Raw genomic sequence first — 13,452 nt, forward strand, 5'->3', positions numbered from 1 at the left:
TCTGGGACTGAAGGGAGCGACACGCCGGCAAGACGGCACCCTCCCTCCTGGAAGCCGCGCAGAGCACCACCCCCATGACTGCCGCCCCCTCCCTCTTCGACGTCACCCCCGCGCTCCGGCTCACCTACGACGTCGGCTCCGAGCGCTCCCCGGTCGACCCCTTCGGCCGCACCCTCCTCGTGCTCACCGGCACTGGCAGCGCGGAGCTGACCGTGCGCAGCGCCAGGCGCTCCCCGGGTGCCTGGCAGGGCCACCTCGACCTCTCGGTGCTCGCGCGCGTGCTCGGCGCGCTCCACCGTGCCGGCTTCCCCTCCACGGTGTCCTCGCAGGTGTTCGTCCCCGACGCGACCATCGGCCGCATCCAGCTCGAACAGGGTGAGATCCAGGCGCACGTGTCCCTCGATCGCTACCGCGCGGAGAAGATGCCCGGCTACGGCGAAGCGTACGCAGTCCTCGACGCTCTCGCCTTCCTGCTGAGCGGTGGCACCACCGCGCCGCCGCGTCCCGACCTCCCGCTGCCGCAGGCGATCACCCACGTGAAGCCCCTCATCTGACCCGGAGTGCTGGCGATGGTGAGCCGTTTCGAGGGGCTCTGGAAGGGCCCCGGAGCGCGGCGCGCGCCTTGCGCCTTGCGCTGGAGACGTCCTGCTTGAGCAAGCGCGGCGCGAGTGGCGCAACCCGTGCGCAGCGCGGGAAGGCGCTCCGCACGCGGCAGCGCGTGGCGCCCCGATCAGGTGCGGGATTGGCCGAGCGGCACGCTCATTGCGGAGGGCTCCTTCGCACCGCAGAGCACCACGCAGGCTGCGCTGCTGACACCCGATCCATCGCGCAGAGAGGGGAATGGCATGAACAGCTTCTGGTCCAAGGCTCACATCCTGATCGCCACCGTTTGTGCGGCGTTCGCGGGCGGCTGCACCGTGGAGGTGATCGAACCCGAGGAAGAAGAGGAGGTCGGGGAGACGCGCCAGGCCCTCACCGGGGGCGGCACGTGCAACTCGAACGATCCGAACTGGCCTCACTGCAATGGCGGAGGTGGTCCGACGCTGCCCCAGCCCGAGTGCTCAGGGAAACCCGCTTGCTACTGCATCTGTCGCGTGCACAACCCCTGCGCCCAGAATCCTGCCGCGTGCAACGCGCTCTCGGCGTGCCTGAATCAATGCGACGCGTCGTATCCGTTTCATTGCGCCGGGGGTGGGAACCCCAATCCCAGGTCGGCCGCCGACTGCTTCTGACGCACACGGCGGGAGCACGCGCCCCCGCTACCCCGTCGGGCAAAGCTCGTCGGAGCCTATCACCCCGGCAAGACTTCAGCAGGAACACGCTACCGCTTCCGGACGGCGCCGGTCCATGGTCCTCTCGCGCCGGATACAGGGGCCTTCGAGCCCCTCATCCGGACGGAAGAGGAGCTTACGTATCATGAGCAAGGTCTGGTTCATCACCGGGGCGAACCGGGGTCTCGGCGCGGCGATAGGGCGTGCGGCGCTGGAGGCGGGGCACAGCGTCGTCGCCACCGCGCGCAACCCCTCGGGCATCGCGGAAATGCTGGGGGACAAGGGCGGGCGCGTGCTGCCTGTCGCGCTCGACGTGACCGACGCGAAGGCCGTCGAGGCCGCCGTCGCCAGGGCGGTGGACGCATTCGGGCACATCGACGTGCTCGTGAACAACGCGGGCTACGGCCACCTCGGCGCCTTCGAGGAGACGAGCCCGGAGGACATGGAGAGGCAGTTCGCGACCAACGTCTTCGGCCTGATGAAGGTCACGCGCACCGTGCTGCCGCTCATGCGCGGGCGCCGCCAGGGCCACATCTTCAACATCTCGTCGATGATGGGCTACAAGGGCGCGGCCTTCTCGTCGCTCTACTCCGCGTCCAAGTTCGCGGTCGCCGGCTTCAGCGAGTCGCTGGCGGAGGAACTCGCAGGGTTCGGGATCCGGGTGACGCTCGTCGAGCCGGGGGCCTTCCGGACCGACTTCATCGACGCGGTCCCGAGGCACGACGAGACCCTGGCGATCGACGACTACGCCGCGGCGAGGGCGGCCTTCACGGTGGTCCTGCAGGGCCTCAACCACCAGCAGGTGGGCGATCCTGTGAAGCTCGGCAAGGCGCTCCTGGTGCTCGCGGAAGCCGAGGCGCCAACGAGCCGGTTTCCCGTCGGGGCCGACGCGATCGCCTGGATGGAGGCGAAGGACGCCATCGTGCAGGCCGACGTCGCGCGCTGGCGCGATCTGGCCCTCGACACGGCGCTCGAACCGTAACGGGTAGCAGGCGAGGGGGGCGCGCTTCGCCCTGACGCAGGAGGACCATTGCACCGCGCGATAGCGGTGGTGTGTCGCCGCGTCGTCGCGTCGGTCAAAACGTACCGAGGAGCAGCGCGCCATTCGGGGTGGGGGCGAGGCGGAGGGAGACGGGGGGCGGGGTCGGTTCGGTGGCAGGGGTGAGGGTGATCCAGAGGATGCCGGCCGTGGTGAGGGCAGCGACGCCGGCAGCGCCGAGGACGACGGAGACCGTGGTGAACGTCTTGCCCTGCTCGAAGCGGTCGCGCAGGGCGGGGTCGCAGGCGATGTCGTCGGTGCAGGTGGCGCGGACCTCGGAGAAGGCAGCCTCGCGGAGACCGAAGAAGACGCCTGCGCCCGCGAGGGCCGCGAGGCCGATGCCGCCCGTCACGTAGGCAGGAGCGCGCGAAGGCGGCGGCGGCGGTGGCGGCGGCGGCGGGAGTGGAGCGGGAGGCGGCTCGGGCTCGGGGGGCGGGACCGCGGCGGTGGGCTCGGGCGTGGCGGGAAGCTCGGGGTCGTCGATGGGGATGGTGACGGTGGCGCGGCCCCGGGGCTTGAGGGTGAGGTCCTGGCTGAAGATGGTCTCGCGGTCGCGCTCCGCGGTGACGGTGTGGGCGCCCGGATCGACCGGGATCTCGCTGCCGAACAGCAGCGGAGGGATGGGCTTGCCGTCGAGGTGGATGCGGGAGGTGCGGAGGGTGCCTTTGACGTGCAGGGTGACCGCGGCGACGCGCTTGCGGAGCGCCCTGGCGCGCGGCGGTGCGTTGCGCTCCACCTCGGCGGCGCTGGGGCCGGCGCGGCGGGCTTCCTCGTGGGCCTGCTCGAAGCCGTTGATGGCCTCGACGAGGTGGCCGAGGTGCTCCTCGCAGAAGGCGATGTGGAAGCGCACCTGAGGCGTGGTCCTGACCGCGGCGACCTTGCGGAAGCGCTTGAGGGCCTCTGCCCAGTCCTTGCGCTGTTCGAGGGCCTTGCCCTCGTCGAAGAGCTGGCGGGCAGCGGTCAGCTCCTCGGGGCTGGGCTCGGCAAGAGCCGGCGCAGTGAGCAAGGCGGACGCGAGGAGCAGCGGCGCGATCGCGAAAGAGGGGGGCCTGGCTCGGGAGGGTGGGCGCGCCGCGGGCATCGCTCTCAGCCTACCGCGATCGGGGATGCTTGCGGAGCCCGTGTGTCCGCGGTGAGGATGCGGACCATGACAGGGAGGAGACGTCGATGAGCCTGGTTCTCTATTACGCGCCGATGACCAGCGCGATCCGCGCGCAGTGGGCGCTGGAGGAGCTGGAGGTGCGTTACGAGAAGCGGAAGCTGGACCTCGCGGCCGGTGAGCACAAGCGCCCGGAGTTCCTGGCGCTGAACCCGAACGGCAAGGTGCCGCTGCTCGTGGTGCACGGGACGCCGATCTTCGAGGGCGTGGCGATCGCCATCTACCTCGGCGAGACCTACGGCGTGTCCAAGGGCCTCTACCCGCCACCAGGCCTCAACCGCGCCGAGGTGCTGAAGTGGATCGCCTGGAGCGCAGCCTCGCTGGGAGAGGCCCTGTCACGCTTCGCGCGCAACACGCAGGCCTCGATCCCTGCCGAAGCGCGCAACGAGCACGTCGCCGCCGCCGCGCGCCGGGACCTGCAGGAGCTGGCCGACATCCTGGAGAAGGCGCTGGAGAAGAGGGAGTACCTCGTGGGGGGCGCGTTCTCGTTCGCGGACCTGATGGTGGCGCCGATGCTCGCGCACGCGGCGCAGCTCGGGATCGACCTGGAGCCGTTCATTCAGGTGAAGGCGTGGTCGGCGCGGTGCCTGGGACGGCCGGCGCTGGCGCGGGCGATGAAGGACTAGCGCTGCGCAGCGCTGCTTCACCAGCTTCAACCATCTCTGGTGTTTTCGTTCTGCCCATACTCGAGCCCTTTCTCCTCAGTCCAAGCACGGTCGGCGAGGTGAGGTGAACCCTTCCAGGGGGCCGGCATCTGCCTGCTGCCAGCGAGCACCTGAACGAACGTCGGTGGGCGTGGAGAAGCCATTACGTCCTCGCGGTGCGAGCAAAAACACATGGTTTCGCTTGCTGTGTGTGCGGTCGCAACTACACAGACAGCAATCCCTGCGGCGTCGACTGTCGACGTGCCAGGTAGGACCACCGTGGGAGGGTTCCATGAATGCAATCAGGACGCTGAGCATCCTCTGGACCGCGTCTCTGTCGTGCGCGCTGGCCGGGTGTGCCGTGGCCGTGCCCGAAGAGGGAGAGGACGATCCGGCCATCGAGGAGAGCCCGGGAGAAGAGAGCGAGGAGGCCATGTCCGAGGACGCCAGCGAGGAGGCCATGTCCGAGGACGCCACGTCCGAGGTGTCGCACGAGATCCAGAGCGAGCCAGCCAATGCGGTGGCATGCGGTGGCAGTGAAAACTGGTGCCTTGCCAGGTGCAGCAGGACCGGGGCTCATCTGCACGTCGTGGGGCATTGGACCGATCTCACCACTGGCTGCGCGGTTGCTGGCGAGGCGTATTGCAGGCAAATGGGTCTCGGCTATCGGACCTTTGCCTGCTGGGGACATCTGTGAACGACACCTGACGGGTCGACCCTCCGCTCAGCAAGATTCGGTGGCGCTGCGCGGAAGCCAGGAGGTGGGCTTCCGCGCGGTGCTATTTCTGAAGCCACCTCTGCAGAGCTATCAGGCGCTGGTGGCGGGATGGGCGCTGCGGCGGAGGCGTACGAGGAACAGCGGTCCTCCGAGGAGCGCCGTCACGGCACCGACGGGCCTTCGCGCCAGGGCTCTCGGTGGACCGCGGTCACGCGCGTGGCCCTGAACAGGGTTGACCACACCAGCGCTTATCTGTGGTGCCAAGCGCACGTGTCCACCACGTGGTGCCGTGTAAGGCATTCGATGCGCGTATCACCTGAGGGCAGCATGCGTGTTCTGGATGCATGCACCGCGCTCCAGGGTCGGATAGATACGCTGACAAATCAGGCTGAACGTTGGCCAGATCTGTACAGCCGATAACGGTTGTGGTTGATATAGGATGGAGTCCACCGGTTGGTGAATGTCGAATGGCGACATGTCGGGTGGAATCGTAGGAGGCTTCCATGAATTCCATGCGGTATCTGGGGGTGTTTCTCGCTGCGTGTTTGTCGTGCGCCCTGAGCGGGTGTGTGGCGGCTGCCCCTGATGAGGCTGAGGACGAGGTTGCGGGCGAGGATGAGAGTGCGGCTGAGGATGAGAACTCCGGGGCCCTTGAGGAGGGCGAGGAGGCGGAGGCCGAGGACGCGACGTCCGAGGTGTCGAGCGAGATTCAGAGCCAGCCAGCCAATCTCGTGGGATGCGGTGGAGGTGAAAATTGGTGCCTTGCCAAGTGCAGCAAGACCAACAACCATCTGCACGTCTTGGGCCCTTGGGCCCAGTACGCAGGTATCTGCCAGACAGAGGGCGAGAAGTATTGCAGGCAAAGGGGTCTCGGCTATCGGACGCTTTCCTGCTGGGGACATCTGTAAACAACACCTGACCGGTACGCACAGCTCTCAGCGCGAATCGCCTACGCCACTAGGTGGATCCGGGGCGGGGTGACGCAGGGCGCGCCGCAACTGCGAGGCGCTGCCGTGGGGAGGCGCTCCGCAGAGGCGGCGGTCGTCGCGGCTGAACTGTGAGGGGCTCTCGTCGCCAACCTCGCGGGCGGCGGAGGCGGCGCCCAGGATCTCCGTCACCCCCAAGCGGCGGTGCTGAAATGGATCGCCTGAAGCGCAGCGTCGCTGGGGCAGCGCTGCGTGCCCTGAATCAGGGATTCGTTGGCTCCTGCGCTCTCAACGGTCGAGAAAGACCATGGAGACGGCGGTCGGGCGCCCTGGCTGCAGGAGCCATCAGGATAACGGGGAACGGCTCTCAACGCTGCGGGCCTTTGCGCCTGGCCCTCGGCGGCTCCGGTAGTCACGTGCGTGCTTCTGAACAGCGTTGACCACTGCCGGGCTTGCAGCCTGTCCCCGTGGGTTCCCGTCGCGGCCCGGCCGAGCTGCTGCACATCCCACCAGTTGGTGAATGTCGACTGGCGACATGTCTGCTGGCATCACAGGAGGCTTTCATGAATACTATGCGTTATCCGAGGGTGTTTCTCGTTGCGTGGTTGGCGTGCTCCCTGGGCGGGTGCGTGGCGGCTGCCCCTGACGAGGGTGAGGATGAGCGCGCGGATGAGGATGAGCCTGCGGGTGAGCCTGAGAGCGCCGGGGACCCTGAGGAAGGCGAGGAGGCCGTTTCCGAGGAAACAAGCGAATTGCAGAGCAGCCTTGCAAGCAGCTCGTTCTGCCATAGCTCGGGTAGCTGGTGCCTCGCCAGATGCAGCAAGACCGGTGCTCATATGCACGTCGTGGGACACTGGAACAATCTCAATACTGGCTGCGCGGCTGCTGGCGAAGCGTATTGCAGGCAAATGGGTCTCGGCTATCGGACGAATTTCTGCTGGACAGATCTGTGAACAACACCTGACGGGCGCACACACCGCTCAGCGAGACTCGCATGTGCCGCCGTGCAGACGGATCTTCCGGCGGATTGATGGGTGAGCAGAACACGTCGCTGTAGTGGTTCGAGCGGATGTTCCTTGGTGGAGCGCCTGTCGCACACGCACTGCCTGTGAGCGGCGCTCTCTCGCCAGCGACACTCCTCTACATACAGAGGAGGGACACAGCGCTGGCGCCCGTCCTCCTTCATCCGTCGGCGCAGGGTCGATCCTCTCTCGTCAGAGGAGGCGGCTTTGCGGCTGCCTGCCTGCGCCTCCCTCTCGTCCTGACACGTTTCTGGCGCGCTCTCCGGGGACCGCTTCACGGAGGTCATGAGGCCCTGAAAGCGTGACCCTGCCTCCTCGTGGAGAAGGGTAACCCGCCAAGGTGGCTTCGGCCCTCGCCTGGCGCTGCTGGGCGCTCGCCGACCTCTCAGCGTGAGGCACTGGCACGCGGTTCGCCTTGGCTAGGCAGACGTCTGTGTCCACCCTCACGTGAAGTGGGGTCGCTGTCACGTGGAGCGGGGTCGCCGTCACGTGAACTGCGTCTACTGACACTGGAAGGCGGTTCGCGTTGACGTGAAGCGGGCTCGCGTTGACGTGAAGCGGGCTCGCGTTGACGTGAAGCGGGCTCGCGTTGACGTGAAGGTGCTTTGCCGAGGAGCGGTTGCACACACGGTGGGATGAACGAAGTTCGCGTTGACGAGAAGCAGGGTCGCGTTGACGTGAATCTCGTTCGCGTTGACGTGAACGCGGATCGACGATCGGGGAACACAGACCGCTGTCACGTGAAGCGGGTTCGCTGCAACGCGAAGCTCGTTCGCGTTGACGTGAATTTCGTTCGCGTTCACATGAAGGAGCTTCCTTGTCACGTGAAGGGGACCTCCCTCGGGCGGACGGAGTGTCCGGTCACGCGAAGCCGAACCTCGTCGACGCGAAGCCGAACCTCGTCGACGCGAAGCCGAACCGCGTCGACGTGAAGCCGATTCACGTGCACGTGAAGCCCCTCCGGTGGCGTGCCTCACGAAATTCCTGGCACGCAACCTGCGGTTCCCTTCCAGCGCAGCGGATCCACCGACACCCGAGCCGCTCTCAATCTTCCTACTCACCGCTCTCCACCCCGCCGCCCGACACTCACTCCCCAGCGACCATCCGCTCACGCCTCCCCATGGCCACCGACCCTCACGCGGTCCTCGAACACCTGCGCGTGACCTTGCTCACCTCCTGACCATCGGCGATACGCCACTCTGGATACGGTGGTCTCCATGCCGGTGGTCGCGGTCGGTCAGTTGGCCTCGCCCGAGGACCTCCAGCACGTGCGCGTGCTCTTCAAGGAGAATGATTCCCGGAGCGGTGGAACGTACTCCCATCGTCTTTACCGCCAGCGCGCCATGAGTTCTGGTCGAGAACTCACGCCTACCGCACGGTAGATGCTGCGCGCATGCACGCGCATCGTTCCTTCGCTAATGCCCATCTGTGCCGCGATCTCCTTGTACGAAAGTCCAGTCATCGCCAGCAGGGACGCGATTTGCTGCTGCCTGGCGGTGAGCTTGCGCCGAGCACCTCTCGCTCGTTCCTCAACCCATGGGCGTTCGGTCAGCTCTACCAACCACACACACTCTTCGAACCCTGTCAGCTCTTTGCCGAGCGGATATACATGGACCTGGAGCGATGCTCCGCCGTCGCGACGCACGAGCGGGAGGCGTGCACCAGGGCTACCTGTCTTCGCTTGCAGAATGCGCTGCATGAGCTGAGACAGGGGGGGGCCGACGCTACGAACAGAACCCTTTGCTGCGACGTAGCCCGCAGCGATGACATGGGACCGAGTGTTCGACTCGATGATTGTGAGGTCATGTCCCAGGATGACGTAGCCAGTTTGCTCGGCACGGAGCACGTGATAGCGGATGGGCTCGTGTGGGAGCAATGGCAGCTTCAGGCGTTGGAGCGCTGCCTTGATGTCGCCGCAGAGCACCTCCAGCAGTCGGCACTGGCGCCATGTCGGTCGACGCTCACCCTTCCCGTGGAACATGTACAGAGCGATGTTCTCGTGCGGCCTCGTCGCTGGTCCGACCGAGAGCGTCAGAAAGCTCGACGCGTCGAACTCCTGGTCCGTGAATATCGCCTGGAAGAACTCGAGTTCAAGAAGCGCTGGCACTGCGAAGCAATCCGTGACGCGTGCAGCCGTGCCCTCAGGTAATCGCGACACGATATCCACCGTCGGATCTATTTCCGCGGCGTGCGCCACCCTGTCCATGAACGCATCGGAGACATCGTAGAGCGTGTCCGTAACCTCCGTGCGCTCGAACGGGACGTAGCTCTCGAACATCGCTCCCTCGAACGGATAACAGGACTGTATCGTCGCGAATATTTTCTCGATCGATACGGCAGGGTGGAGGGATGCGAGTGTTCTCCTGGCGTCCTTGATCACCTTGCGCTCATCGGGAGACCACGCGACGCGTTCAGCTGTCCTCTGGTGGTGGACGCTCCTCACGATTTCCTCGACGCTCGGACATGCCGCCACAGCTTCGACCTCCTGCACCACCAGAGCCTGGACGTTGGAAACGTATCAACATCTACCGGCTCACCGCCGGAGAAGATGAGGGGGCGTTCGTCGAGCTTCACAGAGACGCTTGGAGGCCGAGCGGCTGACACCTCTTGCCTGGGCAGATCCTCTGCCGTCCCAGTGCTTCTGTCGCGCAGCCGGTATGTACGCAGTTTTTCGTATGGCCTGACCCGACCTCGCTCCCCAAACTCCAGGTGTTCGCAGGCCGAGGGACCTCGCGATGGGCGCGAGATGTCCTCGGGAAACATGTGCCGTGGGGGAGGAGATCGTGATGCTGAACTTTCGAAACAAGGCATTCTGGCAGGTGTCTGTGGCGGCCGCGATTGCGGTGACGATGAGCGGCTGCGTCATGCATGACGTGGAGGATCAAGAGGGCGAGGATCTGGTCGACGATGAGGCAGAGGCGCAGGAAGAAGTTGGCGAGGTCAGCTCCGCATATACCGCCAACATGGGATGCACGACCTCCGGGGGAGGAACCTGGAGGGTCCTGAGGATGTGCGTGTCGATCTCCAGCAACGGTGTCGGTACGTTCACGATCACGAAGACGGACGGAACCAACTTCGCGACGGCAGGCACGATGTCCCTCAAGGTGGGCACCTACGAGCCCTGGGGCGTCAATCACGGAACCTCGACGCTGAACGGCGGTGGCATCGTGGCGGGCTTCTCGATGGGAGACGTGTTCAGTCAGTGGGGCAATTTCCCGAAGGACTACTACGCGCGCTGGGAATCCCAGAGCGGCGGTTACTCCTGGGTCGGACCCATCAGAATTTCGCAGTAGCTCGTGACGGTAGAGCTCGTGAGGGGGCATCTGGTGCCGTGAGCTTCGCGGTTCGAGACAATGAGCTGCTTCGTGGCGCTCTTGCATCGCGCGATTGCGCACAAAGAACCTCCTCTGGCAACAGCCATGAGCCGTCGATGAACGATTGCCTCGATGCTTCGGGATCGATGTGGAGTCACGCGAGGATGTCGACCGTTGGCACGAGCGCGCGCTGAAGGAACGCGAGCACCATGGGATCTCGACTAACACGAGGCCCAAGATCATCCACGGGGTGTACCAGTTCTACCTGAGAGACCTCGACAGCAACTGGTGGGAATTTCAGTACGACACCTCCACGTACGCTCAGATGCGCGCTGCGGGCCTGGCATTCAACGCGGCGCCGATTTCTTCCTGAGCCCTTCAACGTCCGGCTGATCCTCGGCTCTCTCTCCGGGACAAGCGCCTGTCACGAGGTGGTGACGCATGTCCCTTCAGGGATGCCCCCACCTGCCTACTGCGAGTGACTGCCTGAACGATCGTCTGGTCGTGGAGAAAGCAGTGTATCCACGCGGTGCGGTCTCGAAATGAGGGTGGCCCACTTGCCACGTCGACGGCCGCAATTACACAGACAGCAATCCCCTGCGGCGTCGGCTGTCGACGTGCCAGGCTGGATCCTCATGGAGGCTTTCATGGGTACGATCAGGAACTTGAGCGTGATCTGGGCTGTGTCTCTGTCGTGCGCGCTGGCCGGGTGTACCGTGGCTGTGCCCGAAGAGGGGGAGGCGGATCAGCCCCTCGCCGAGAGCGCGGGAGAAGAGGGCGAGGAGGCCATGACCGAGGAGGCCATGACCGAGGACGCGACGTCCGAGGTCTCCAGCGAGATTCAGAGCGAGCCGGCCAATGCCATGGGATGCCATCCGAATGGCAATTACTGCCTTGCCAGGTGCAACCATAGCGGGACCAGGCTGTATAGCGTCGGCCACTTCGATACGCTCAGTACAGGCTGTCTGGCGGCAAGCGAGAATTTTTGCCTGCAGGTAGGTCAAGGCTATCGAACCTTCTGGTGCCGGGGATACAACCACTGACGGCTCTGCGTCATGAGCAGCGCTGGGCGTGCAGCGCCGCTACCAAGCGCTGGTGTCAGGATGCGCGCTGCGGCGCGATCACCGTCACGGGTTCATCCGGCGGTAGTACGCGCGCAGCGCCCGAGAGCGCTGCTCGGCGAGCGCGGGCATCAGGGACGTGAGCTTCTCCAGCGGGTAGTCCGCGGGGAGGTAGCTCGCCGGCAGCGGCGGCTCGTCCATGAACGTGAGCTGGTAGTGCACGGGGCCCGCGTAGAAGAAGCGCCGCGCGAAGTCGTCGTCGGAGAGACCGGGCGCTTCGAGGAACGCGAGGAGGTCGCGGTGGAACTGGAGGAGCGTCTTCTTGCGCCCGGCCATGTCGTAGAGCGCGGTCAGCTTGCGGCGCAGGTTCGGCTCCTCGACGTCCGGGCAGCGGAAGAGGTACACGTTTTCAAGCAGCCCGTGCTTCTTGAGGACGTTCTCAAGCTCGGTCGTGTCGATCTGGCCGTTGATGTAGACGTTCTGCGCCAGCTTCTGGAACCCGTAGTCCTTGAGCGCGTCCCGCACGACCTGACGCTCGCGCACGTCGTCGGACGCGAACGAGAAGATCGCCAGCAAGAAGCCCTGGGGGCGCGTGTCGCGACCCTGGACCGTGAGGCTGATGGAGCGCTGCACGGCGGTCATGCGGTAACGCATCACCCCGTTCTCGTCGGGGATGGCCTCCACGTCGCCCGACGTCCGCAGCCGTGACATGGCCGTGCGAATGGCGCCTGCGGCGTGGCCGGCGGACTCGGCGAGGTCCCGCATCCCCACCGCCGAGGCGAAGGGGAGGTCCGCGAGCTGGAGCATGTTTTCCCGGAAGATGACGGGCGCGACGAGCAGGGTGCTCAAGGGGACGGGGTACTTGTCTCGGAAGGTCATGCGCGGCGGCTAGGCGTCGGGGATCCAGCTCCCGTGAAAGCCTAGCGGGATCCTGGTCGGGAGGTGGATGCGGGCGACAGGCTCACCCGTGAAATCCTGAGCGGCGAGGATCACCAGGTCGGCCGCGCCGCGGTCCGGGTTGTGGACGTAGGCCATGACGTAGCCGTCGTCCTCCGCCGCCTCGGCCGACGAGGTCGATGAGGCCGACGGAGCGAACACGCCCTCACCCACCGCGGCGTCACGGCCAAAGCTATGGATTTCCGATGTTCCTCGGACCAGGTCGTGCTTGAGCAGCGCGTTGGTGAAGGCTTCGCCGGGGAGCTTTGCTCCGAGGGGCGCCATGGACGCGATCAGGGCGCCCATGACCGCAGTGTAGCCGTACCGGTGCGGCCGCGACACGACCCCCTCGTTGACCCTGGGGAACTCCTGGGGGCGATCGTCGAGCCGCCGCTCGTGCACCTTGTCGCTGGCGAGGTCGAGGGTCCAGCGGTCGAACACCGGGATGGCGGCCCTGTGCTCGCTGGCGTCGAACCACCCCGGATACCTGACGAGATCGATGATCACCGACGACCCGTCGTCGTACGCATTGAGCGTGTGGGCGATCCAGCAAGGCTCGGCTTCCCGCCAGCGCACCTCTCCGCCTGCGCGAGGCATGATGCCGATCCGGGCGGGGCGGTCGCGCCGGAAGACATACGGCACGGCCTGGCCCGCACCGAGCGCCTCCATGCTGAACGTCAGCGGCAGGTCGTAGACGATGACGTGCCTCTCGGTGAGCGAGAAGTCATGCATCATCCCGTGCCCTGCCGCCGGGATGCTCGTCGCGCGGATCACCTTCCCCGTCGCGTCGACGACGAGGTGCTGGACGTGATCTCCCCCGGGGAGATACGCAATCGCGTGCAGCTCGCCGGTGCGCGGATCGAGCTTGGGGTGAGCCGTGAAGCCGGCGGGTAGCGTTCCCCCGAAATCGGAAGGGCCGATCGTGTCCAGCTCGTCGGTGAGTTCGTAAGGCGGTGGTCCGCTCTCCATCAGCGCGAAGGTCCGGCCGGCGTGGCCGATCACGTGGGTGTTGGTCGCGAAGTCCATGTCCCCTTGCAGCGGCCTCCCGCGGCGCGGCTCGCCGAGCTTTTCGGCCACGGAGGCAGCGCGCACCCAGCGGTTTCGGTACCACGCGGCGCGGCCATCGCGCAGCCGCACCCCGTGCACCATCCCCTCGCCCAGCATCCAGTGGTGGGTGGCAGGGTCGACGTGACCAAGCGGGTTGGGGCCATTGCGCAGGTAGCGGCCATTGAGTCCCGCAGGAATTCGACCGGTGACGGGCAGGTCGTGCGCCGTCACCTCTTCGTTCACGGGCGCAAAGGGGCCCTCAAGGTACCGGTTCGCAGTCATGAGCCGTCCTTATCGCGTAACGTTGTTACGCGA

Annotated in this window: 13 protein-coding genes; 9 read left to right on the forward strand and 4 right to left on the reverse strand. The window is 66.0% G+C overall.

What is annotated here, in order from left to right; all coding sequences use genetic code 11:
* Nucleotides 1-74: 74 nt before the first annotated feature.
* From CAP_RS03445 to CAP_RS03455, 3 genes are all read left to right on the forward strand, one after another.
* Nucleotides 75-554, forward strand: coding sequence for a hypothetical protein (locus CAP_RS03445; protein ID WP_044236050.1), 480 nt, complete (start codon nucleotides 75-77; stop codon nucleotides 552-554).
* A gap of 291 nt (nucleotides 555-845) precedes the next feature.
* Nucleotides 846-1,232 carry a hypothetical protein gene (locus tag CAP_RS03450; protein ID WP_156040456.1) on the forward strand — a complete coding sequence of 129 codons (387 nt, stop codon included), beginning with the start codon at nucleotides 846-848 and terminating at the stop codon, nucleotides 1,230-1,232.
* Nucleotides 1,233-1,416: 184 nt separating this feature from the next.
* Complete coding sequence (locus tag CAP_RS03455) at nucleotides 1,417-2,253, forward strand: SDR family NAD(P)-dependent oxidoreductase (protein ID WP_044236058.1); 837 nt, start codon at nucleotides 1,417-1,419, stop codon at nucleotides 2,251-2,253.
* Between the two features lie 94 nt (nucleotides 2,254-2,347).
* Here the strand turns inward: CAP_RS03455 and CAP_RS49815 are convergent, their stop codons facing one another.
* Complete coding sequence (locus CAP_RS49815; protein WP_044236061.1) at nucleotides 2,348-3,391, reverse strand: tetratricopeptide repeat protein; 1,044 nt, start codon at nucleotides 3,389-3,391, stop codon at nucleotides 2,348-2,350.
* A gap of 86 nt (nucleotides 3,392-3,477) precedes the next feature.
* Between CAP_RS49815 and CAP_RS03465 the strand changes: the two genes are divergently transcribed.
* The 3 genes from CAP_RS03465 to CAP_RS03475 all read left to right on the forward strand — a co-directional run bounded on the left by CAP_RS03465 (nucleotide 3,478) and on the right by CAP_RS03475 (nucleotide 5,739).
* Nucleotides 3,478-4,095: a glutathione S-transferase family protein gene (locus tag CAP_RS03465; RefSeq protein ID WP_044236064.1), complete on the forward strand. Its 618-nt coding sequence runs from the start codon at nucleotides 3,478-3,480 to the stop codon at nucleotides 4,093-4,095.
* A 379-nt stretch (nucleotides 4,096-4,474) separates the two neighbouring features.
* Entirely contained in the window at nucleotides 4,475-4,810 is a 336-nt protein-coding gene (locus CAP_RS03470) for a hypothetical protein (RefSeq protein ID WP_156040457.1), read from the forward strand.
* A 524-nt stretch (nucleotides 4,811-5,334) separates the two neighbouring features.
* Nucleotides 5,335-5,739 carry a hypothetical protein gene (locus tag CAP_RS03475; RefSeq protein ID WP_156040458.1) on the forward strand — a complete coding sequence of 135 codons (405 nt, stop codon included), beginning with the start codon at nucleotides 5,335-5,337 and terminating at the stop codon, nucleotides 5,737-5,739.
* Nucleotides 5,740-8,106: 2,367 nt separating this feature from the next.
* Here the strand turns inward: CAP_RS03475 and CAP_RS03485 are convergent.
* Nucleotides 8,107-9,270, reverse strand: coding sequence for a helix-turn-helix domain-containing protein (locus CAP_RS03485; protein ID WP_156040459.1), 1,164 nt, complete (start codon nucleotides 9,268-9,270; stop codon nucleotides 8,107-8,109).
* Between the two features lie 277 nt (nucleotides 9,271-9,547).
* On the opposite strand from CAP_RS03485, the gene CAP_RS03490 reads away from it, so the two are divergent.
* The 3 genes from CAP_RS03490 (at nucleotide 9,548) to CAP_RS03500 (ending at nucleotide 11,136) form a co-directional block, all read left to right on the forward strand.
* The gene (locus CAP_RS03490; RefSeq protein WP_044236076.1) at nucleotides 9,548-10,072 is read left to right on the forward strand and encodes a hypothetical protein; all 525 of its coding nucleotides are present in this window, start codon (nucleotides 9,548-9,550) and stop codon (nucleotides 10,070-10,072) included.
* Between the two features lie 271 nt (nucleotides 10,073-10,343).
* Entirely contained in the window at nucleotides 10,344-10,466 is a 123-nt protein-coding gene (locus CAP_RS54840; protein WP_269324129.1) for a hypothetical protein, read from the forward strand.
* A 274-nt stretch (nucleotides 10,467-10,740) separates the two neighbouring features.
* Nucleotides 10,741-11,136, forward strand: a complete 396-nt coding sequence (locus tag CAP_RS03500; RefSeq protein WP_197040977.1) for a hypothetical protein — start codon at nucleotides 10,741-10,743, stop codon at nucleotides 11,134-11,136.
* An 84-nt stretch (nucleotides 11,137-11,220) separates the two neighbouring features.
* Here the strand turns inward: CAP_RS03500 and CAP_RS03505 are convergent, their stop codons facing one another.
* Together CAP_RS03505 and CAP_RS03510 are read right to left on the reverse strand one after the other, a co-directional pair.
* On the reverse strand, nucleotides 11,221-12,033 hold the full coding sequence (locus CAP_RS03505) for a hypothetical protein (RefSeq protein WP_044236081.1): 813 nt from the start codon (nucleotides 12,031-12,033) through the stop codon (nucleotides 11,221-11,223).
* A gap of 9 nt (nucleotides 12,034-12,042) precedes the next feature.
* The gene (locus CAP_RS03510; RefSeq protein WP_044236083.1) at nucleotides 12,043-13,419 is read right to left on the reverse strand and encodes a carotenoid oxygenase family protein; all 1,377 of its coding nucleotides are present in this window, start codon (nucleotides 13,417-13,419) and stop codon (nucleotides 12,043-12,045) included.
* Nucleotides 13,420-13,452 lie beyond the last annotated feature (33 nt).

The organism is Chondromyces apiculatus DSM 436 (assembly GCF_000601485.1).
Taxonomy (GTDB): domain Bacteria; phylum Myxococcota_A; class Polyangia; order Polyangiales; family Polyangiaceae; genus Chondromyces; species Chondromyces apiculatus.

Coding starts and splice junctions, on each gene's coding strand:
- CAP_RS03505 (WP_044236081.1), bottom strand. CDS start 12,033: ATGACCTTCCGAGACAAGTACCCCGTCCCCTTGAGCACCCTGCTCGTC.
- CAP_RS03500 (WP_197040977.1), top strand. CDS start 10,741: ATGGGTACGATCAGGAACTTGAGCGTGATCTGGGCTGTGTCTCTGTCG.
- CAP_RS03450 (WP_156040456.1), top strand. CDS start 846: ATGAACAGCTTCTGGTCCAAGGCTCACATCCTGATCGCCACCGTTTGT.
- CAP_RS49815 (WP_044236061.1), bottom strand. CDS start 3,391: ATGCCCGCGGCGCGCCCACCCTCCCGAGCCAGGCCCCCCTCTTTCGCG.
- CAP_RS03465 (WP_044236064.1), top strand. CDS start 3,478: ATGAGCCTGGTTCTCTATTACGCGCCGATGACCAGCGCGATCCGCGCG.
- CAP_RS03445 (WP_044236050.1), top strand. CDS start 75: ATGACTGCCGCCCCCTCCCTCTTCGACGTCACCCCCGCGCTCCGGCTC.
- CAP_RS03455 (WP_044236058.1), top strand. CDS start 1,417: ATGAGCAAGGTCTGGTTCATCACCGGGGCGAACCGGGGTCTCGGCGCG.
- CAP_RS03510 (WP_044236083.1), bottom strand. CDS start 13,419: ATGACTGCGAACCGGTACCTTGAGGGCCCCTTTGCGCCCGTGAACGAA.
- CAP_RS03475 (WP_156040458.1), top strand. CDS start 5,335: ATGAATTCCATGCGGTATCTGGGGGTGTTTCTCGCTGCGTGTTTGTCG.